Below are 18,645 nucleotides of genomic sequence, written 5' to 3' on the forward strand. Positions count from 1 at the left end.
GGTCAATGGCGCGTTGTCGCGTAGAGCAGCATGTCGCGGCGGAGACCACCAATCTCCTGGTGGCTGCGGAGCAGGCCCTCACGCTGGAAACCGGACGCCTCGGCAACGCGACGTGAGCTGCTGTTCCACGGCTCGATATACAGCTCGATCCGGTGCAGTGCAGGAATGGTCCAGGTGAACGCGGTCAGTGCTTTCGGTGCGCTGCTGGCGATCCCGCGGCCCCGGTGTGCGGGGGCAACCGAGTAGCCGACCGTCGCGCGTCCGGCTGACATGTTCTGCAGCCACAGTCCGATCGCACCAACGGCGTTGTCGGATTCGGCATCGGCAATGGCGAAGGACAGTCCTGCTCCTTCGGAGTACCGCCCGCGCTGCCGGTAGATCCATTCCAGAGCCTGCTGTGCCGTGGGGAGTGCGGGAAGGCTGCCAATGAGGGGGATGTAAGGATCGTTCCCCAGCTCGAAGGCGAGATGTACGTCGTCGTCGGTGAACGGGCGCAAAATGACTGAACCGTAGGTGGGTGGTGTGGTTGGCCAGGGCGGGAAGGGCTCAGTCATGCGTCGATTACCGCCGTTGTCATCGTCCCTGCTCGAGTCAGACAGCGGCAAGGGTCACTTCCGGGCCGACGATCATAGCTAAGAGGTCTTCTAGAGTTCCGTGGCACTTCTCCACCTCAGGCAGGTGGTAGAACGCGCTGGTGGTCTCAAGGTTGTTGATGACTTCGTCCGGCGCATGCAGGATTGTCCTTTTCCCTTGAGCGATTCTTTTCAAAGCTTCTGCCTCCTGATTGGAACTGCGACCATTGTTCCTTATTGACCCGGCCCAATGCCTTAGGTACGCCGCCTAGAAGCCAGCTGCCCGCACCTGGGCGGATTGGTGCGCCTCGGGGACTTGGGTTAGGCTGTCAACATCTTGACAATAGCTGTCAAGAGAAAAATTTGGGGAAATTTTCATGCGTTCTTTGTCGTTCAAAAAAATTGCTGGTACCACTGCGTTGACCGGGCTTCTGGCGGTGGGGGCACTCACGTTCGCGCAACCCGCTTCGGCGATTTCAGGCTTGTGCGGTGACTACACCAGCAGCCGGGCGATAAACGCTACCTGTAGCTTTCCTATCAAGAGCACCGTGACCGTCAACTTCGGGACTCGGTATGAAGGACCTGCTGCTTATCGAGGACAGACATCTTGGCAGTTCATGGACTACGCCAACATCACCTCATACGGGTGGGCCCGGGTCTAACTCCGCAATGGCTCTTTTCCCGCAATGTGCGCGCATTGCCTTGGCATCGGCGTTCCTAGCCGTATCGCTGATTGGATGCTCTGACAGCAGCGGCCCAGAGGTCACAGGTTCCAAGGTCCAGCAGGATGCCGGTACGCCGGCCTTCTCTGGGCCTTGGGCCGACCTTTTCCGCACCGCTTACTCTGAAGCAACGACTGACCTTCAGAAAAAAATCCTAGCTGATGAGAAGATCACGGACCAAGAGAACAACGAGGTCAGGACTGCTTTCGTTACCTGCATGGCCGGCTTCAATATTCAGGTGGAGCTTCAAGAACGAGACTCCATTAAGTCCCAGGCGCCCACCAGCATGACGGACGAGAAGTATGAGGACATCAGTAAGAACTGCCGCGCAGAAACGTCCAGCCACATTTCGGGCCTATATTTTCAGATAAACAGGAATCCCGAGAACAAGGATGAGTTTGCGATCATGGCTGACTGTCTCGCCCGCAGCGGTTTAGTGGAGAAGGGATACACGGCCAACGACTACGAAGAAGGTTTCGCCGCGGAGAACTTCCCATTTGATGAGGCGGATCCAAGATTTCGAACTTGCGGCTTGGACCCACTAAACCTAGAAGCGGCCGGTTCTTGACTCTACGGAAGACAGTAAAAGAGGCCACATGGAAACTTCCTGCCATCGCGGCAGTGATTGCGGCCAGCGTTGCCTTCGGAGCCGGCATGGCCTTGACTCCGTCGCCGGTTCCTAGCGACCTCGCATCGGCCACGCCAGCGGCGATAATGCCCGTCTCTACCGTGAAGTTCAAGGATTCAATGAGTGTCCAGGTCACCCTCGGGCTATCTGAGCCACGCAAACTCATCGCGGGACTGTCCGGCACGGTGACAGCATCGTCCTGTATCTCGGGCCAAGCTGTGGCCTCCGGGAGCAGCACATTCGCGGTGGATGGCAAACCTTTGCTCAATTTGGCAACGGCGACACCGCTCTGGCGAGATCTCAATACCGGAGACGTCGGCGAGGACGTCAGGGCGCTACAGGCAGAATTGACACGCCTTGGGTATCAAACACCCGTGACCGGTGTCTTGGACGCGGCAACTCTTGACGCATACGCAAGTCTTGCCGCCACGCTCGGCATTACGGGCGACGGCACTCGTGTTCCTCGTGACCACATGATGTGGCTTCCGTTGGCCGAGCAAACGATCCAAAAGTGTGCAGCCCTGCCGGGTGCAAGAGTTGTTGAAGGAGATGAGCTGGCCGACTTGCCGGCGCAAATTACCACAGCACGACTAGCTAATAGCCTGGAGCGCCGTACACCTGGTGGGAGGGTGCTCGTCGTGGATGGCGTCCAGTTCGACGTGGCGGCTGACGGAACTATCACTGACGCAACGGCCTTAGCGGAGTTGGCAGGATTGGCGAGCTATGCGGCGGCCCAAACGTCAGACACGCCCGGAACTCTCACTGGACAGTACGAACTCGCTACTCCAGCGGAGGTGCTGGCGGTTCCGCCAGGTGCGCTTTTCGGCGTTGAAGGAACGAAGGCCTGCATCTCTTCCCGCGACGTCGTTTACCCGGTAGCCATTGTGGGGTCACAGCTTGGCGTCTCGTATCTCACTGGTGAGGGCACCGGCCAGCTCTCCGAAGTGGACCTTGACCCAGGACCTGAGGACCTGTGCGAGTAAGTATTCAGAAGCTCAGCCACGCGTTCAGCGAAACAACTGTGCTGTTTGACGATCTGAGCCATGATTTTCACCTGGGACGAAAATATGCTCTTGTAGGGCCGTCAGGATCCGGCAAAAGCACTCTACTGAGCATCATTGCTGGCTGGGTAGCCCCAACCGCCGGCACAGTTACGTTGGAGAATATTGAGCGGATCGGATGGGTTTTCCAAAACCCGCACGGCGTTGCTCGGCGCAGCGCACTCGATCACGTGGTGCTGCCCCTCTTAGCCCAAGGAATGTCTAGAGCTGCCGCCGAAGTCTATGCTCTGGACTTCATGTCGTCAGTGGATCTGGGAAACATTTCAGGGCGACGCTTCCAAGAACTCTCCGGAGGAGAAGCCCAGCGGCTGATGCTGATTCGTTCAATTGCCGCACGGCCGGACCTACTCCTAGTCGACGAGCCAACAGCCCAGCTGGATCCCAGGACCGCCGCGACCGTCAACCAGACCCTGCAGAAAGTCTCAGCTGAGGGAACGATCATCATCGTCGCCACACACGACCCCCGCACACGCGATGCCTGCACAGACGTATTGGATCTAGAGGCGACCAGCCGATGAAGATGACAGCAGTGTTGAGTGAAGCCTGGCGCAATCTCATTTCAGGTACATCCAGAGCCATATGGTTCGCTCTGGCTCTGGCCCTCGTCGGAGGTGGGCTCGGCATAGCAGATCTATCCGCAACCGCCGCCCTACTCGCGAAAGCGAGTGTTTATAAGAACTCAGGTGCGGCCATCACTACCTTGGTGGCACCGGGGCAGATAGACGGCAGAAAATGCACTATGCTCTCGGAAATGCCAGGTGTTACGGCGGCCGGTGCCATAAGATCCGCAAGCAATGTCAAGCTCCTTGCCCTGCCTGCCTCGCCGGTTCCGGCGAAGGAAGTGACAGCTGGATTCCCCCAGTTGCTAGGACAGATCCCTGCCACCCAGCCGGGTATCTTTATCCCTCAGGAGCTAGCACAAGCATTCAACATCACAAGAAAAACGCTAGAACACGACACTCAAGTTGACACCGATCAAGGGCCTGCGGCCGTGGCAGGCATTTTCGATTATCCCTTGGATGGACGCCGCCCTGGGTTAGGTTATGCACTGCTCATTCCTGCCTCTACCAACGCTGCATTCGATGAGTGTTGGGTCGAGTCCTGGCCACAGTCAATCGAACTCCGAACGCTCATCCGTTTATCACTGTCGGCAGACGATCCTGGCGCTTCGACGGAGGAGCCACTTGTTACCCAGCTCAATAGCCGCCATGGAGCTTCCTTTGACGGCTTCTCGCAGTTCGAGGAACGCGTCACCCGATTCGGTGGCCCCGCAGCTCTGATCGGTGGGGCGATACTGGGGTACCTTTTCATCCGCGTTCGCCGACTGGAACTCGCTGCTGCCAAACATAGTGGCGTCACTTTCGCGGACCAAGCCATACAAATAAGTATCGAATGCATTCTGGTGGCCCTAACGGCGTCTGCTCTATGTATCACCAGCGTTTCGTGGGCCATAGCAGTCGGAAACGATTCTGGCGATCCAGCCCTACTTACCATCGGTCTCAAGCCGATCCTGATCGCCTCAACGGCGTTCATTTCGAGTGCCTGCTTTAGCTCCACTGCAGCTAAAGAAAAGCATCTGTTTGAGTACTTTAGGAACCGGTAGCTCTACGAGGGCACGCACAATGTAAGCAGTTCTCCTAGTGAACATTTGAACTTTATCTGGCGGCGGAGGTGAAAGCCGAGCTACACCGGTTCTGAGTGCGTGCTGCGGAACTCGGCCACCAGCGCAGGGTCTTCACAGGCGCGTGCAAACGCGTCAATACGCTGTTCGATCTCGCGGGCCAGGAGCCAACTGCCCACCTTCTCGGCCACGGGCTTCAGCCAGCGGGGGCGGCACGAGAACGTGTATTTCCACACAGCGCGCGTGCCGTCGTCGTCCGCCGTGAAACGCCAGCCGCCGCCGAAGTTCTCAAAGAACCACGGCCCGGACACCATCGTCATCCCTACGTTCCGAGGCGGGACGAAAGAGACGTATTCGCTGACCATCACCAGCCCCATCCGGGACACCGTCCGCGTCCGGACTCCCTTGCCGGCCGCCCGGGCGCCGTCGAGCCAGCCCTGGGCGGAAATGAACGGGTCCCACTTCAATCGGAATTCCCCCGTGGTCTGTGAGAATGCAAAGGCGGTTTCCGGATCGAGGTTGATGAACCGCTCGGCGCGTACTTGTGGCATCCCGCCAGTGTAGTGGTGACGAGTGCCGGCCCCAGGGAGGAGACCGCCCGTCAGGAGCCCACGGACTCGGCCCGGTGGGGGATGACAACGTCGTCGGCGGAGCGGCCCGCAGTGGGGAAGAGGACCAGGAGAAGGCCCATCCCTGCTGCTGCGCCCACCAGCTGTGCCAGGACGAAGCCCGGCACGGAGCCGGGTACGATTCCCGCGAACGTGTCACTGAACATGCGGCCCACCGTCACCGCCGGGTTTGCGAACGATGTTGAGGAGGCGAACCAATAGGCAGCCCCGATGTATGCGCCGACGGCCGGGGCCGCAAGGACTCCACGCGAGGTCCGGGCCAAGGCGAAGATCAGCAGGATCAGCCCGGCGGTGGCTACGACCTCGCTGAGGAGATGGCCCGGCGTGAGACGTTCCTTGGTGGAAATTGAGGTCCCGACGTCGAACATTGCGTTCGCCAAAACGCTTCCGCTGATTGCCCCCACGGTCTGGGCCACCACGTAGGTGCCCACCTCTGGAAGGCTCAGCCCGGAACCGCTGCGCCGCCCCAGAATCCAGTCGGCGAGGGAGACCACGGGGTTGAAGTGCGCTCCACTGACGGGCCCGAATATCAGAATCAGCACGGTCAGGCCGAACACGGTGGCGGTGCTGTTCTCGAGCAGTTGCAGGCCGACGTCGCCCGGCGAGAGCTGTTCGGCGGCGATCCCGGAGCCTACGACGACGGTCACAAGAAGGCCGGTACCGAGAAGTTCAGCGATGGCACGGCGCCATAGAGGTGGCTGGGAAAAATTCATGGAACCAGCTTGACCCAAAGAATTATCTCAGTCAAGCTTGAGGCAATGAATATTGACGTAATTGACGAGTTTCGAGAGCGGGTAGCCAAGCATGCCGCCCTCGCCGATGCAGCGCGTCTGCGCATCGTGGACCTCCTGACCCTCGGGGACCTTTCTCCTACCGAGCTGCAGGCCGAGCTCGGCATGCCTTCGAACCTGCTGTCCCACCATCTGCGTACTCTCGAGGAAGCCGCGCTGGTGACCCGGCGCCGCTCGGAAGCAGACCGGCGGCGCAGCTATATCCGCCTTGCTCCCGGCGCTCTCGAGGGCCTGGTCCCAGGGATCGAGCACGGAGCCCGCCGCGTGGTCTTCGTCTGCACACGAAACAGTGCACGGTCCCAACTTGCCACAGCGCTCTGGCAACAGATCAGCGAAATCCCATCAACGTCAGCGGGAACCCATCCCGCCGATCACATCGCCCGCGGGGCCATAGAGGTTGCCCGCCGTCACGGCCTCAGCCTTCCGGACAGGGCGCCGCGTCGCCTTGACCCGGTGGCCGGAGAGGGGGACTTTGTGGTGACTGTTTGTGACAACGCCCATGAGGAGCTGAGCGGACTCGGAGGCGTTCACTGGTCAGTGCCCGATCCCGTGCGTCAGGGAACCCCTGAGGCGTTTGAGCATGCCTTCGAGGAGATCGCCCACCGGGTAGGCGATCTTGCCCCGCGCGTTCGCGCGGCCTGACCCTTCCCGTAAATTCCATCAACCAGGAGAAACACGATGACCACCGAAACAACAAAGAAGCCATCCGTCCTGTTCGTCTGCGTCCACAACGCGGGCCGCTCGCAGATGGCCGCAGCCTTCCTCACCACCCTGGGCAAGGGCGAGATCGAAGTCCGCTCAGCAGGTTCCCAGCCCGCCGAGAAGATCAACCCTGCCGCCGTCGAGGCCATGGCCGAGCTCGGCATCGACATGTCAAAGGAGACCCCCAAGGTCCTCACCACCGAGGCCGTCAAGGAATCCGACGTCGTGATCACCATGGGCTGCGGCGACGAATGCCCCTACTTCCCGGGGAAGCGCTACGAGGACTGGGTCCTGGAGGACCCCGCAGGCAAGGGCGTCGATTCCGTCCGCCCGATCCGGGACGAGATCAAGGGCCGCATCGAGAACCTGATCGAGTCCCTCGTTCCTTCAGCGAAATAAAGCGAAATAACAGGAGTCCTGCCATGAGCGACACGAAGAGCCCCGACACCAAAAGCACAGAGCAACTGATCATCATCGGGTCCGGCCCCGCTGGCTACACCGCTGCCATCTACGCGGCGCGGGCCGGGCTGAAGCCGCTCGTCCTGGCCGGGTCCGTCACCGCGGGCGGTGCACTGATGAACACCACCGACGTCGAGAACTTTCCGGGTTTCCCGGGCGGGATACAGGGGCCGGAGCTTATGGACGGTCTGCAGCAGCAGGCTGAACGGTTCGGCGCGCAGGTGGTGTCCGACGACGTCACCGAGGTGACGCTGACCGGGCACCTTAAGCGCGTGGTCACCGGCGCGGGTGAGACCCATGAGGCGCCCGCCGTCATTCTCGCCACCGGCTCCGCCTACAAAGAGCTCGGCCTGCCGGAGGAGAAGAAGTTCAGCGGCCACGGCGTCTCCTGGTGCGCCACTTGCGACGGCTTCTTCTTCCGTGACCAGGACATCATTGTGGTCGGCGGTGGGGACTCCGCAATGGAGGAAGCCACCTTCCTGACCCGCTTCGGAAAGTCCGTGACCGTCGTCGTCCGCAAGGACCAGCTGCGTGCGTCCCGGATCATGGCCCAGCGGGCAAAGGACAATCCCAAGATCAGTTTCGCGTGGAACTCGGCCGTCACTGCCATTCATGGCGATGGCAAGGTCAGCGGCGTGACATTGAGGGACACCCGCACCGGCGAGACCCGGGAGCAGGCGGCGACCGGTATCTTCGTGGCGATCGGGCACGTGCCGCGTACCGAGCTGGTGGCCGGGCAAGTGGAGCTGGACGCCGAGGGCTACATCAAGGTTGATTCCCCCACCACTGTTACCAATCTTTCCGGTGTGTTCGCATGCGGCGACGCCGTGGACCACCGCTACCGCCAGGCCATCACTGCCGCAGGCACCGGCTGCGCCGCAGCCCTGGACGCCGAACGGTACCTTGCCGCGTTAGACGATGCGGACAGCATCGCCACCGCACTGGTGGAAGAGCCAACACACGCCTGATCGAGGGATGGGACCGGGTCCGCTACATCTTTCCGAACTTGGCCCGCACCGCCTGGAACACCCCATAACAGGCCAGCCCCACTCCCACGGCAGCCAGGGCATACACGCCCAGAGGCTGCTCGCGGAGTGCCCTCAGCCCGCCGTCCAGTCCGGTGGACTGCTCCGGTTGCGCCTGCACCGTGGCGATGACGATCAGCAGGCCCACAAGAACAAGGGCAATTCCCTTGGCCGCGTACCCGGCGATTCCCACAACCTTCACGGCGCGGCGGGCAGGGGCGGAAGCGGGCCATCGGAGAAGTTTGGCGAAAGATTGCCGGAAACCCCGAATGCCGTAGACCACGCCGGCAATGGCCACTGCCGAACCTACCAGGATCAGCAGCACCACGCCCCCGGGGAACGTCATCACAGCAATAGTCAGATCGCTCGCGGACTCCCCGTTGTCTTGTCGTGCTCCCAGGGCGAAGGAGATTAGGGTGACGGCAAAGGTAACGAAGACCAGAGCAAGGCCGGCCGCCTTCAGTTTCTTCTTGAGCTTCTGTTTGCCTGGGAGGTGGTTGAAATCGAAGATGGCGTCGCCGGTCTGCCAGAGGGCAAGTGCCACGCAGGCTACAAAAGAGCTCCAGAGCAGGATAGGGCCAGCGGGCTGGCTTGAGAGCTCAGCCACGGCTCCGCTCACATCTGCCTGGCCCTCACCGCCGGTTGCGAGGCGGATGGCGATGGCGCCTACGAGAAAGTGGAGGACGCCGCTGACGGCGAATCCGGCGCGCGCCAGCAATTCAAGCGCCCGTGACTCGCTCGCTTCTTCGGCGGTCGCTGCCGCCTCTTTGAGTTCCTTTTTGATGATCGGCCTCTCGTTCTTGACTCAGTGATGGTGATTCCGTGAGAGGCCTGTCACGGTGATGATTGCATGTTCTGTTGCCGGATCAATCTTGATGACGCGTTTGTTGTTGGCTGTGCTCGAAGAGCGGTCGGATGGCCGCGGTGTCATAAATGATGTGCAGTTCGGTGATGAGCCCTTCGGGGTTTAGTTTTGCGATGTCCACCACCGAAAAGGGCGCCGGAGACCCATTCGCCAGGGTCCAGTCGAAATCAAACCAGAAGGCCACAGTCGGCGAGCCATCGTGGTCTCCGTGCAGCACAGTTTTGAGTGTCAGCTTGGATTCGGCAGTATCTGCGAAGAGGGCGGGGTAGAACTCACTGGCCGGCATCTCGCCATATAGCGGTGAGTGCACCACGCCATCTGCAGTGAAGAGCGTAAGGATCCGTTGCACATCGCCAGCTTCCAATGCCGCCAAGTAATCATGCACAAACACGCTGGATCCTCACTATGTTGTATGTATCCCTACAACATAGACCGTGCAACGGTGAGACGGAACAAGGGGCCGGCCGCCCTGTTGTCAGGTGCGGCCGGCCCCTGTCCTGCAGGAAGGGCTTAGGGCTGTCCCCAGAATGCGTCCTCTGCCTGGCCGTCCTCCGAGAACAGATGCACTTCGGCGATCTTTCCGTTGCGGACGGTGAGGAGATCGACGCCGGACATGTCCATCGATCTATCCGCACGCTTGCCGGAAAACCGCACCGGAACGGCCACAAGTTCGCCGTTGACCATTGCGGGTCCGGTGACGGCGAGCTGGAACGTGCCCTGACTCGTTTCCATCATCCCGCCCAGCAACGAACCCACGCCGTCGAGGCCTTTATGGTCGCCGGAGAAGCGGTTCGAACCCGGCTGGTGCCACACCACGTCAGGGCTCAGGAGCGCCATTGCCGCTGCTACGTCACCGCTGCCGAGGGCGTCGAAGTATGAGGCGGATACGGCCGCCGGAGTCTGGTCAGTCATCTGGTTCTCCTTCGTTTGGGCTTACCCGCCTATAGTTACAGTCGGTAACCTGTTACATCAACGTAACTAAGGAGCTTGATTCAGTGAGTGTTCCGGCCTGGAACGTAATGGTGGCCACGTGCCCCTCGCGGACTTCCTTGGCGAAGATCGCAAACAAGTGGACGGCCATGATCGTCATCGCTCTCAGCGAGGGTCCGTTGAGGTTCGGGGAGCTGCGGCAGGCCGTAGACGGCATCAGCGGCAAAGTCTTGGCCGACACGCTGCGGGACCTGGAACGGGACGGGATCGTGGACCGGACCGCTTATGACGAGATGCCGCCCCGCGTTGAGTATGAGTTGACCGCCCTCGGCCAGACGCTGCGGGAGCCGCTGACGGCGCTGGGCCTCTGGGCGGAGGAGTACATCGAAGACGTGATGTCAGCGCGGGAGTCTTACGACAAGCGCGTCCACCCGGCTGCCTTCACTTAGGTTTCACTTGGGTCAGCCGGCTACAGCTCAATCCGCCGGTAGCAGAGATCGAAAATCAGCCGGCCGGCCTCGTGCGCTTTGTTCTCGAAGCTGGTCCGGATCCTGCCCTCGAACCGCGGTGCCCAGCCGCCGGTTTCATCGATCCCTTCGTTAGGGCCGGTGTGTTCCGTACTCACCGGGGCGCGGCCTTCTTTGACCGGTGCGCCGCCCACCAGGGATTCGACGCCGGACTGCCACACCTGGGTAAGAGGGCTCTGCGGGCCGCGGCGCTCGCCGTCGTGCAGGTTCTCGAAATGAGGGGATCCGGCCATGACGTCACGGACGTGCACTGCGTAGTTGGACCAGTCAGTGGCAATCCGCAGCAGCCCTCCCGGTTTGAGGGACTTTGCCGCGAGCTCGGCGAATTCCGGCTGGATGAGGCGGCGCTTGTGGTGGCGGGACTTGTGCCACGGGTCGGGAAAGAACACCCAGATCTCGGTGACCGAGCCCGGCGGCAGCATAGTGGACAACACCTCGGGAGCGTTGGCTTCCACAACCCGGACGTTGCTGAGCTTGCGGCTGTTGATCTTGATGATGGTGTTGGCCAGGCCCGGGGTATAGACCTCCACGGCCAGGAAATCGGTGCCCGGGTTTTCCTCCGCTGCATGGCACACGGCATCGCCGAGGCCTGATCCGATCTCCACAATCAGCGGTGCCTTGCGTCCAAACTCCTCTTCGGCGTCGAACACGTAGTCAGGGTGCACCGAAGTGTTGGCTACATGGCGGGGGACATCCAGCGCCCAACGGTCGGCATGCTCTTCCCAAGCCTGCTGGCGACGGCCCTGGAGCCGGGTCCCGCGGCGCACAAAGCTGACCGGCCGGCCGCCGTAGGTACCGAAGGAAGCCTGCGTGCCAGGCGTGACCGGCCGCGGAGTCTGCGGCTGCTGGGGATTTTCTGGGGATTCACTCATCACTCCCAGAATAGTTGAGTCCCGGACGTGTACTCCCCTCAGGCTCCCAGCGGCGGGGACCGCTTCCGCTGCCCGTCCCGCCGAGTTCGTCCTGCGGATTCTGCAGCCGGCACGCTTTCAGGCTCAGGCAGCCGCAGCCGATGCATCCGTCCAGGTCCCGGCGCAGATGCTCCAGGGCCTCAATCCGCCCGTCGAGTTCGGAGCGCCACAGCCTGGAGAGGCGGGCCCAGTCCCGCTTAGTGGGGGTTCGGGCCTCGGGCAGGGAGTCCAGCGCAGCTCCAATGTCCTTCAGCGGTATCCCCACGCGCTGGGACACCCGGATGAATGCGACCCGGCGAAGAGCATCACGGCGGTACCTGCGCTGGTTTCCGGAAGTCCGGATGGAGGAGAGAAGGCCGTTGCGTTCGTAGAAATGAAGGGCCGACGGCGCCACTCCGCTACGCTCGGCCAACTCGCCTATCGATAGAACATGATGCGTTCCGCCCGGTACCTGTGGCATGCTTCCCCTTTAGCGTTCCCTCGGCCCCAGACCGACCAAACCAGAGACCAGCACCACGAAAAACCGACGCCGGACCGAACCTTGACCTCAACCTTAGTTGAGGTCCTACGGTAACGTCCATGACTACCGATCAGGCCGTACCAGTGCAAAGTTCCGCCCCTCCCACCGTGACCGCAAGCGCCGGGATCTTCCATCGCCCATACCTGCTGGTCACCGTGGGTGCCTGCGCCCTCGTGTTTCTGGCCGCTTTCGAGTCCCTCGCCGTGACCACCATCATGCCGGTGGTGAGCCGCGAACTGGACGGGGCGACCCTGTACGCCCTGGCCTTCGCCGGTCCGCTGGCCACCGGAGTCATCGGCATGGTGGCAGCAGGAAACTGGTCCGACCGGAACGGCCCTGTAGTTCCCCTCTATACGTCGGTTGTGATGTTCGTCCTGGGGCTCCTGATAGCAGGGACTGCCGGGACCATGGGCATCCTTGTTGTGGGCAGACTGGTTCAAGGACTGGGCGGCGGCGCCATGACGGTGGCCCTGTACGTTGTGGTGGCCCGCGTCTACCCGCCGGTGCTGCACCCCAAAATCTTCGCCGGATTCGCGGCAGCCTGGGTGATCCCTTCCCTGATCGGACCGTTCGCCGCCGGAATCGTGGCTCAGGCAACCAGTTGGCACTGGGTCTTCCTGGGAGTGGTGGGGCTGGTTGTGCCAGCCTTGATCATGATCATTCCTGCCCTCCGTGGCCTGCACGGACCATCCGAGGACGCGCAGGAAGGGACGCAAAAGCCATGGGCCTACGGACGCCTCGCCTGGGCCGGGCTCGCTGCCGTCGCTGTCCTCGGCATGAACCTTGGATCCGGAGTTCCCACGGTAGGGGGAGTTCTGGCCGTGGCCGCCGTCGTGATTGCGTTGTTTGCCGTACGCCCCTTGGTTCCACGTGGAACCCTCACTGCATGGCGTGGCCTGCCGAGTGTCATCCTCAGCCGCGGCCTGGTCTCTGCCGCGTTCTTCGGCGCTGAGGTTTACCTGCCGTATCTGCTGGTGGAGCGGTATGGGTTCTCTCCCACATTTGCCGGGCTGACCCTGACGGGCGGGGCACTGGCCTGGGCGGCCGCTTCCGCCGTGCAGGGGCGGCTCGGCGGTCGCCTCAAGAACCAGATGGCCGTAACAATCGGATCACTGCTGGTGCTGGGAGCAGTTGCCACGACGCTGGTGACAACCCTCTTCAGCTGGCCGGCCGCCGTCGCCATTTTCGGCTGGATTTTCGCGGGAGCCGGGATGGGCCTGATGTACCCCCGGCTGAGCGTCATGACCCTGGCACTGTCAACGCCGGACAACCAGGGCTTCAACAGCTCGGCACTGTCCATCTCGGATTCCCTCGGCGGGGCCCTGGCCCTGGCCACCACCGGAATTATCTTCACGGCCCTGACGACGGCGGGAGCCTCCTTCTCCGGCGTCTTCGCCCTGACGGTGGTAATCGCCGTCGCCGCGGTTTTCATTGCCCCACGCGTGCAGGCGCGAGCTGTTCAGGCAGCTGCAGCGGAGGCCCCTGGGGCGGAGACTCCTACGCGAGCTTCGTAGCGCGGAGCACGGCGTCGGCTACCGTTATCTGGCTCCCGTCCGGACCTTTGGTGCTGCGCTCCCGAGAGTCCATTGTCTCCACTTTCCAGCCGGGAGATCTGATCCCGAGTTCATAAGCGGCCTGCTCGGCGGTGAAAAACTTGCCGGGGGAGTGATGCCTTCCCCCGGGCGGCAGCCCGTCCGGATGGTGGCCCACGATCAGCAGCGTCCCGCCGGTACGGACCGCTGTAACTGCCGGGCGCAGGGGGTCCTGCCAGGCCATAACGTCCGAATGCAGGAACTGGGCGCTGACCAGGTCGTATTCTTGCTCCGGAGTCCAGTCGGCGAGGTCCTGCCTGATCCACTCAACCAGGCAGCCGGCGTCGGCCGCATGGGCAGCAGCCCGTTCAAGGGCGACGGCGGAAACGTCCACACCGGCAACCCTCCAGCCGTGCTGGGCGAGCCAGATGGCATCTGCTCCTTCGCCGCAGCCCAGATCGAGGGCGCTGCCGGGAGCAAGCGCGGAAGCCTCGGCAATCAGTTGGGCATTGGGCTGGCCACTCCACACTTTGGGTCGGCTGCTGTACATGGCGTCCCACACTTCGGCGTTGCCGGCCTTTCGGGTCCCGCTGCCGGCGTCGTCCGTTGAGTGCTCGTGCTGCTCAGAGTGACCGGGGTGGCTGTGGTGCGGATCCTTGGCGTCCTTCATGGGCACCACCATGCCACAGAACCTCGATCGATTCATGAGCGGCCAGCGAATTCCCGCTGGCCTGGATTTCTAAAAGGAACTGTCGTAGCTGGTCAATGTGCCCCTGGCGGACGCGCCGTGCCGAGACTGTCCTAATGGCTCACATAGTGGCGGTCGAGCAGTTAGGCGGGATGGCAAAAGAAAGCCCACCAGATGGGGGATTGGCGGGCTTTCCGGATTCGACAAGTGGTTTTCGCCGACCGTTGCGCAGGTATTAGTTTTCGCCATGTTTCGAGTGAGGGGTTCGGGACCTACACTTAGTCATGGATACGATCCCGACGATGTTTTTCGTTATCGTGGCGGCCTTTGTCTGGCTGGGCTTGATCGTATTTGCAATCCTTCGCTTACGGCGCCGGCGGAGCGGTTCGTCAGCAGTCGTTCCGTCTTCCGTTCCCGTTGACCCGAACCGTGGACGGCTTCGCATGGGTCGAGGGCGTTACGGCCGGCGGCGGGTCCTAGTGCGGCGCGACCGATCCAGGGCGACCGTCAAGAAGGCCGGCGGATAATTGCGGGCCAGTCACCTCGACTGACCAGGCGGATTTTCGCTGGGCTAAATGTCGCCTCTGGTGCCCGTAAGCCCAACCCTGGACGGATCCAGGCAGTCTTGAGCGTTTATTGCCGGTTCCTGTCAAAAAGCTTGGGAGAAATCGACGGATCCTTGAGTACGGACCGCAAGAATTCTTGCAACAGGACGCTAAGGTCCCGGGCAGCAAAAAGGTCTCAGCCACCAGACAGGTCTTGGCGAGAACTTAGTGCAAAAAAACAACAAAAGGCGCCGTAGCAGCCGGCGCCCGAGGGGTATCTGCTCCTGGGGGAGCAGGTACCCCTTGCGCTATGGGGCGGTTACTCGGCGAGACTCACGCCCTGAATTCGACTGCCCTGGCTTAGGGGTGCTCCATCAGGACCTTGAGGGCGGCTAGGGCCTTCTCGACGTCTCGCTTGAAGATCACCGATTGGCCCATGGGTCAGCTCACCGATGCGTTCATGACTGTCTACGGTGACAGCACGTACCACCAGCTCGTTGTCGAGCGCGGCTGGAGCCACGATCAGATCATGACATGGCTCTGCGACGTCCTTTCAGGCAGGCTGAAGGCTGAAGGCTGAACGGCGTTACGCATCCAGCCTGGCAGTTGCGCGCTTGCGGAGCAGCAGTTGGCCGATGGTTCAGGCCCGTGAGAGCAGGGCTTCTCCCAGTTCGCCTCGCTGGTAGAAGACCTCACGGCCGGAGCGAAGCGACTCCGCCAGGCCGCTCCCGGAGAGCACCCGGAGGTGACCGCTGACGGTCGCGGCCGCGAGGTCCAGGGCGCAGGCGAGTTGAGTGGTTGTCATTGGGACGTCCAGTTGCGCCAGGATCTGTGCGCGGGTGCGCCCGAGCAGGGCGGAGACGGGGGATTCTGAGGTTTCCCGCACCGTCTCCCAGAGTCGCCCGACGCCGCGCGGGGCGTAGGTGATGGTGGGGACGAAGGGTTGTACGTTCAGGACCATGGTGTCCGGCCAGACGAAGGCGTTCGGGACCAGTATGAGGCCCATTCCGGGTTCCGGGACGTTGTTCGTGTAGTGGCAGCAGGTGACGCCTCGCATGATCTCCAGACCGGTGCTGTTGGGGCGCACTCGCGGATGCAGGGTCTTGAAGACCTCTTGGATGCCGTGCCGGGCCAGCTGTTCCAGCCGGGAGTCAACGTCGGCCAACAGTACCGAGCGCAGCCGGGGCCAGAAAGGCTCGACGGCGGTGGCCCAGTACCATTCGAGGGCTGCGAGGATCCGGGAGACGGCGGTGTCGAGGTCGTTCAGGAGCTCGTCGATGGTGAGGCGGGAGGGGCTTCCGACCGTCCGGTCCGCTAGATGGCGAAGATCACGTTCCCAGAATTCCGTAGGGACGGCCCGGATGGCCTCTAACGACTCCCCGAAGCTGTCCTGCCGTGGCTGAGTCGGAGTCAGCGAGTCAGCGATGTATCCGTCTGGCAGCACGAGCGTTGTGAGGATGCTGAGGTGCTCCTGCGCCCGCGAGTCCGAAGATGCCGCGATGCGCTCCTTCGCCATCTTGATCCACGGCCGATGGAGAGGGGTTCCCTTCTGCAGCGCTCTAATGCTCCCGACGGTTTCCCAGAGGGGCGAGATGAGGAAACGGACCTTCGTAAGGTCCTCAGTGCCGAGCGCGATCTGCATGTCTTCACTGTATTCTCCGCGCCGCGATGCGCCACGATTCGAGCTGGGCCGAATCGTGGCATGAATTACTGGAACGGCTCAAGCTGGGGACATGAGCACAAACACCCGCACCGCGTCCCTGGCCCCTGCCGGCCGCCGTCTATCCGCCCTGGTCCAATCAAGGAACCGTCTCGCGGCCCGTGTTCAGGGTCCTCGCGCGGGGCTGCTGCGGAAGATCGGTGCTTCCTTGCTCTCCGTCCTTCGCGAGGCAGTTCTTATGGATGCCCGTCTTCGGGAGCGACGCGAGCACGACCGGGTCGAGTTCCATCGAGCCGGCGGCAACATCCGTCACTTCTGAGCATTCAAGGCGTCCCGGCGAAAGACCCTGACGGGAGGATAAACGGGGGACGTCACTTCACAGTAAAGCTTGGTAGTAGTTGCTGAGAGAGTTCACTATTCGGAACATGATGCCGTTCCAGAGTTGGTTTTCGTGCGTCCATCAGCCTTATTGCCTGACCGGTTGCGGAATTGGTCTTCGCCGACCGGACGTGCGGATCACTAGCCACACGAGGAGGGCCGCGGCTGCAAGAGGTGCAATGAAGGCAGCCATCATCACCAGATTCAGTCCGACAATGGCGCCGGCCAGACCGAGCACCGCCGTCACGCTAACGCGCAGCAGGCGGGCTCCGGGGACGAGTCGTTCGAAAGGCAGCGCCAGCGCGAAGCCCATCAGTGTTGCCGCAGCAAGGATCAGTGGCCACTGCGTGGGATGCCCAGCCCCGAGAAGCTGCGCGATTGCAACCACGATCAAACTTAGACAACAGAGGAGGGCAGACCAGCGCATGGCGCTGCCAAACCGCGGCGTAAGGACCATCCCGGCTGCGAGGGACACAGGGATGGCGGCCAGTGCGCCGCCAGCCAAACCGAGGTTCATGGCATGGGTGGAATCGTTGATCATCGGTGCCCAATCGCTGCCGGTCAGGGCAAACACTGCGCAACAAACTCCGGCTATCAAGGTCACTAGCGCCGCTGCATAGGCTGCAGCACCCGTCCACCGGTTCAACAACAGCGCCCGTGTCGGCGGGGACGGCTGCGCAGCTGCCCGAACAGTCTGATGCATTCCTGCCGGTCGTTTGACACTGCTGCTGTGCCGCAGCGCCACGACGAGCAGGACGGCGGCACCAAGTGTCCCGAGCATCGGTGCCGCCACTGTAACGGCACCGAGGGCCAGCGCGACGGGTGCTGCCAGGACACTGCTTTGCACCAGGCGGAGGGGCAAGGCACCATGTTTCCCCAGCATCGAGCTGATCGGTGGAACGAGAGCGATCGTGCCGGCACTCCAGGCAAGGATGAGAAATACCAACGTCGAGGATCCAAACCAGCTGCGCCCGGCACCGGCATCGGCCTCCTCGAAACCGAGAGCCCAGCTGGCTGCAGTCAGCGCCGCGAAAGCGCATGCCGGGAGGGCGGTGGCCGCGGAGGACAATGCAGCCGGGGCGGAAAGCCTCCCGGCCTGATGGAGAAGTACGACGACCGCGAGGGCAAAGGCAAATGGTCCGATGAAAACCGCCAGCAGTAGCTTGACAACGCCCGCCCCAGGGAGCATGCCCACGCTGCTGAACAAGAGTGCCGTGGCACCCAGGAAGGCGGTCAAAGCTGCACCGGCGAAACCTGGGGCCCACCCAGGTGTTGCCCTCTCGCCCAGTCCGTGAGCCCGAAGAGACCAGGCTTCCGGAATGGACGGGCGCGTAATGCCCTGGTCGCTGGCATGCTGTTCGAGACTGTCGAGCACGATCCTGCTGTTGTCCTCCCGCCAGGACCGCGGATACCAGCGCAACAGCCGGGCATACCGGCGCCGTCGGTCAACGCTCATTGCGCAAACCCCCAAGACATTGTTGCTGCAGCAGGACGGCTGTTAGCAGGCCGGGCTGCCAGCCGGTTTTCCACAGCACGAAGCCTGGCAGCGAGCCTTTCCGCTTCCGAGGCCAGTGCTTCACGCCCGTCGTCTGTGAGTTCGTAATAACGGCGCGCGCGTCCGTCGACCGTTTCTTCACCTGCCCGGCGTACGTACCCGTCCCGTTCCAGACGCTCCAGGGTGGCGTAAAGGGTGGTGACCCGCAACGAGACCGCGGCCGCCGTCAGTTGCTCGACGTCCAGCAGGATGGCGTATCCGTGGCGGCGTCCCCCCGCCAGCGCCGTCAGAATCCAAAAGGCAACTTCGCTCATGTCGGTAATATACCCGTAATGGGTATATTGGGACAAGGTAAGATTTCCCAGTCCCTGCCGGTCTTACAGA

The 18,645-nt window shown here is 62.3% G+C and carries 24 protein-coding genes; 11 read left to right on the forward strand and 13 right to left on the reverse strand.

Features of this window, described 5'->3' with window-relative positions; all coding sequences use genetic code 11:
- Nucleotides 1-2: 2 nt before the first annotated feature.
- Both M1E02_RS02175 and M1E02_RS02180 read right to left on the reverse strand, forming a co-directional pair.
- Nucleotides 3-554: a GNAT family N-acetyltransferase gene (locus M1E02_RS02175; RefSeq protein WP_479376531.1), complete on the reverse strand. Its 552-nt coding sequence runs from the start codon at nucleotides 552-554 to the stop codon at nucleotides 3-5.
- A 37-nt stretch (nucleotides 555-591) separates the two neighbouring features.
- Nucleotides 592-768 carry a hypothetical protein gene (locus M1E02_RS02180; protein WP_479376532.1) on the reverse strand — a complete coding sequence of 59 codons (177 nt, stop codon included), beginning with the start codon at nucleotides 766-768 and terminating at the stop codon, nucleotides 592-594.
- A gap of 377 nt (nucleotides 769-1,145) precedes the next feature.
- Between M1E02_RS02180 and M1E02_RS02185 the strand changes: the two genes are divergently transcribed.
- The 4 genes from M1E02_RS02185 to M1E02_RS02200 are packed head-to-tail and all read left to right on the forward strand — an operon-like array spanning nucleotide 1,146 to nucleotide 4,586.
- A complete protein-coding gene (locus M1E02_RS02185; protein WP_479376533.1) occupies nucleotides 1,146-1,862 on the forward strand; it encodes a hypothetical protein in 717 nt (238 codons plus the stop codon).
- Nucleotides 1,859-2,905 carry a peptidoglycan-binding domain-containing protein gene (locus tag M1E02_RS02190; protein ID WP_479376534.1) on the forward strand — a complete coding sequence of 349 codons (1,047 nt, stop codon included), beginning with the start codon at nucleotides 1,859-1,861 and terminating at the stop codon, nucleotides 2,903-2,905. Before M1E02_RS02185 ends, M1E02_RS02190 begins: the two co-directional genes overlap by 4 nt.
- Nucleotides 2,896-3,501 (forward strand): ATP-binding cassette domain-containing protein, encoded by a 606-nt coding sequence (locus M1E02_RS02195; protein WP_479376535.1) that lies wholly within the window; start codon nucleotides 2,896-2,898, stop codon nucleotides 3,499-3,501. Before M1E02_RS02190 ends, M1E02_RS02195 begins: the two co-directional genes overlap by 10 nt.
- Nucleotides 3,498-4,586, forward strand: coding sequence for a hypothetical protein (locus M1E02_RS02200; protein WP_479376536.1), 1,089 nt, complete (start codon nucleotides 3,498-3,500; stop codon nucleotides 4,584-4,586). The genes M1E02_RS02195 and M1E02_RS02200 overlap by 4 nt, the downstream gene beginning before the upstream one ends.
- Before the next feature lie 80 nt (nucleotides 4,587-4,666).
- Here M1E02_RS02200 and M1E02_RS02205 read toward each other — a convergent pair whose 3' ends face one another.
- Complete coding sequence (locus M1E02_RS02205) at nucleotides 4,667-5,155, reverse strand: SRPBCC family protein (RefSeq protein WP_479376537.1); 489 nt, start codon at nucleotides 5,153-5,155, stop codon at nucleotides 4,667-4,669.
- 50 nt (nucleotides 5,156-5,205) lie between these two features.
- Nucleotides 5,206-5,946 (reverse strand): aquaporin, encoded by a 741-nt coding sequence (locus M1E02_RS02210; protein WP_479376538.1) that lies wholly within the window; start codon nucleotides 5,944-5,946, stop codon nucleotides 5,206-5,208.
- A gap of 45 nt (nucleotides 5,947-5,991) precedes the next feature.
- Here M1E02_RS02210 and M1E02_RS02215 point away from each other — a divergent pair, with 45 nt between their 5' ends.
- The 3 genes from M1E02_RS02215 to trxB are packed head-to-tail and all read left to right on the forward strand — an operon-like array spanning nucleotide 5,992 to nucleotide 8,153.
- Nucleotides 5,992-6,666 (forward strand): arsenate reductase/protein-tyrosine-phosphatase family protein, encoded by a 675-nt coding sequence (locus M1E02_RS02215; RefSeq protein ID WP_479376539.1) that lies wholly within the window; start codon nucleotides 5,992-5,994, stop codon nucleotides 6,664-6,666.
- Nucleotides 6,667-6,702: 36 nt separating this feature from the next.
- Nucleotides 6,703-7,125, forward strand: coding sequence for an arsenate reductase ArsC (locus M1E02_RS02220; protein WP_479376540.1), 423 nt, complete (start codon nucleotides 6,703-6,705; stop codon nucleotides 7,123-7,125).
- A gap of 23 nt (nucleotides 7,126-7,148) precedes the next feature.
- On the forward strand, nucleotides 7,149-8,153 hold the full coding sequence (gene trxB, locus M1E02_RS02225) for a thioredoxin-disulfide reductase (protein ID WP_479376541.1): 1,005 nt from the start codon (nucleotides 7,149-7,151) through the stop codon (nucleotides 8,151-8,153).
- Between the two features lie 22 nt (nucleotides 8,154-8,175).
- Here the strand turns inward: trxB and M1E02_RS02230 are convergent, their stop codons facing one another.
- From M1E02_RS02230 to M1E02_RS02240, 3 genes are all read right to left on the reverse strand, one after another.
- The gene (locus M1E02_RS02230) at nucleotides 8,176-8,997 is read right to left on the reverse strand and encodes a DUF1206 domain-containing protein (protein ID WP_479378038.1); all 822 of its coding nucleotides are present in this window, start codon (nucleotides 8,995-8,997) and stop codon (nucleotides 8,176-8,178) included.
- A 79-nt stretch (nucleotides 8,998-9,076) separates the two neighbouring features.
- On the reverse strand, nucleotides 9,077-9,466 hold the full coding sequence (locus tag M1E02_RS02235; protein WP_479376542.1) for a nuclear transport factor 2 family protein: 390 nt from the start codon (nucleotides 9,464-9,466) through the stop codon (nucleotides 9,077-9,079).
- A 119-nt stretch (nucleotides 9,467-9,585) separates the two neighbouring features.
- The gene (locus M1E02_RS02240; protein ID WP_479376543.1) at nucleotides 9,586-9,987 is read right to left on the reverse strand and encodes a nuclear transport factor 2 family protein; all 402 of its coding nucleotides are present in this window, start codon (nucleotides 9,985-9,987) and stop codon (nucleotides 9,586-9,588) included.
- A gap of 83 nt (nucleotides 9,988-10,070) precedes the next feature.
- Between M1E02_RS02240 and M1E02_RS02245 the strand changes: the two genes are divergently transcribed.
- Complete coding sequence (locus M1E02_RS02245) at nucleotides 10,071-10,454, forward strand: winged helix-turn-helix transcriptional regulator (RefSeq protein WP_479376544.1); 384 nt, start codon at nucleotides 10,071-10,073, stop codon at nucleotides 10,452-10,454.
- A gap of 20 nt (nucleotides 10,455-10,474) precedes the next feature.
- Here M1E02_RS02245 and trmB read toward each other — a convergent pair whose 3' ends face one another.
- Both trmB and soxR read right to left on the reverse strand, forming a co-directional pair.
- A complete protein-coding gene (trmB, locus tag M1E02_RS02250) occupies nucleotides 10,475-11,404 on the reverse strand; it encodes a tRNA (guanosine(46)-N7)-methyltransferase TrmB (protein WP_479376545.1) in 930 nt (309 codons plus the stop codon).
- Nucleotides 11,397-11,903: a redox-sensitive transcriptional activator SoxR gene (gene soxR / locus M1E02_RS02255; protein ID WP_479376546.1), complete on the reverse strand. Its 507-nt coding sequence runs from the start codon at nucleotides 11,901-11,903 to the stop codon at nucleotides 11,397-11,399. Before soxR ends, trmB begins: the two co-directional genes overlap by 8 nt.
- A gap of 119 nt (nucleotides 11,904-12,022) precedes the next feature.
- Between soxR and M1E02_RS02260 the strand changes: the two genes are divergently transcribed.
- Complete coding sequence (locus M1E02_RS02260) at nucleotides 12,023-13,477, forward strand: MFS transporter (protein ID WP_479376547.1); 1,455 nt, start codon at nucleotides 12,023-12,025, stop codon at nucleotides 13,475-13,477.
- On the opposite strand, the gene M1E02_RS02265 is transcribed toward M1E02_RS02260, so the two are convergent.
- Nucleotides 13,461-14,177, reverse strand: a complete 717-nt coding sequence (locus M1E02_RS02265) for a class I SAM-dependent methyltransferase (RefSeq protein WP_479376548.1) — start codon at nucleotides 14,175-14,177, stop codon at nucleotides 13,461-13,463. The genes M1E02_RS02260 and M1E02_RS02265 overlap by 17 nt on opposite strands.
- Before the next feature lie 987 nt (nucleotides 14,178-15,164).
- Between M1E02_RS02265 and M1E02_RS02270 the strand changes: the two genes are divergently transcribed.
- Nucleotides 15,165-15,308, forward strand: coding sequence for a hypothetical protein (locus tag M1E02_RS02270; protein WP_479376549.1), 144 nt, complete (start codon nucleotides 15,165-15,167; stop codon nucleotides 15,306-15,308).
- 60 nt (nucleotides 15,309-15,368) lie between these two features.
- On the opposite strand, the gene M1E02_RS02275 is transcribed toward M1E02_RS02270, so the two are convergent.
- A complete protein-coding gene (locus M1E02_RS02275) occupies nucleotides 15,369-16,370 on the reverse strand; it encodes a DUF5937 family protein (protein WP_479376550.1) in 1,002 nt (333 codons plus the stop codon).
- 91 nt (nucleotides 16,371-16,461) lie between these two features.
- Between M1E02_RS02275 and M1E02_RS02280 the strand changes: the two genes are divergently transcribed.
- Nucleotides 16,462-16,707, forward strand: coding sequence for a hypothetical protein (locus tag M1E02_RS02280; protein WP_479376551.1), 246 nt, complete (start codon nucleotides 16,462-16,464; stop codon nucleotides 16,705-16,707).
- A 147-nt stretch (nucleotides 16,708-16,854) separates the two neighbouring features.
- Here the strand turns inward: M1E02_RS02280 and M1E02_RS02285 are convergent, their stop codons facing one another.
- Nucleotides 16,855-18,222: a hypothetical protein gene (locus M1E02_RS02285; RefSeq protein ID WP_479376552.1), complete on the reverse strand. Its 1,368-nt coding sequence runs from the start codon at nucleotides 18,220-18,222 to the stop codon at nucleotides 16,855-16,857.
- Entirely contained in the window at nucleotides 18,219-18,575 is a 357-nt protein-coding gene (locus tag M1E02_RS02290; protein WP_479376553.1) for a PadR family transcriptional regulator, read from the reverse strand. Before M1E02_RS02290 ends, M1E02_RS02285 begins: the two co-directional genes overlap by 4 nt.
- Nucleotides 18,576-18,645 lie beyond the last annotated feature (70 nt).

This window comes from Arthrobacter sp. Z5-13 (assembly GCF_056499105.1).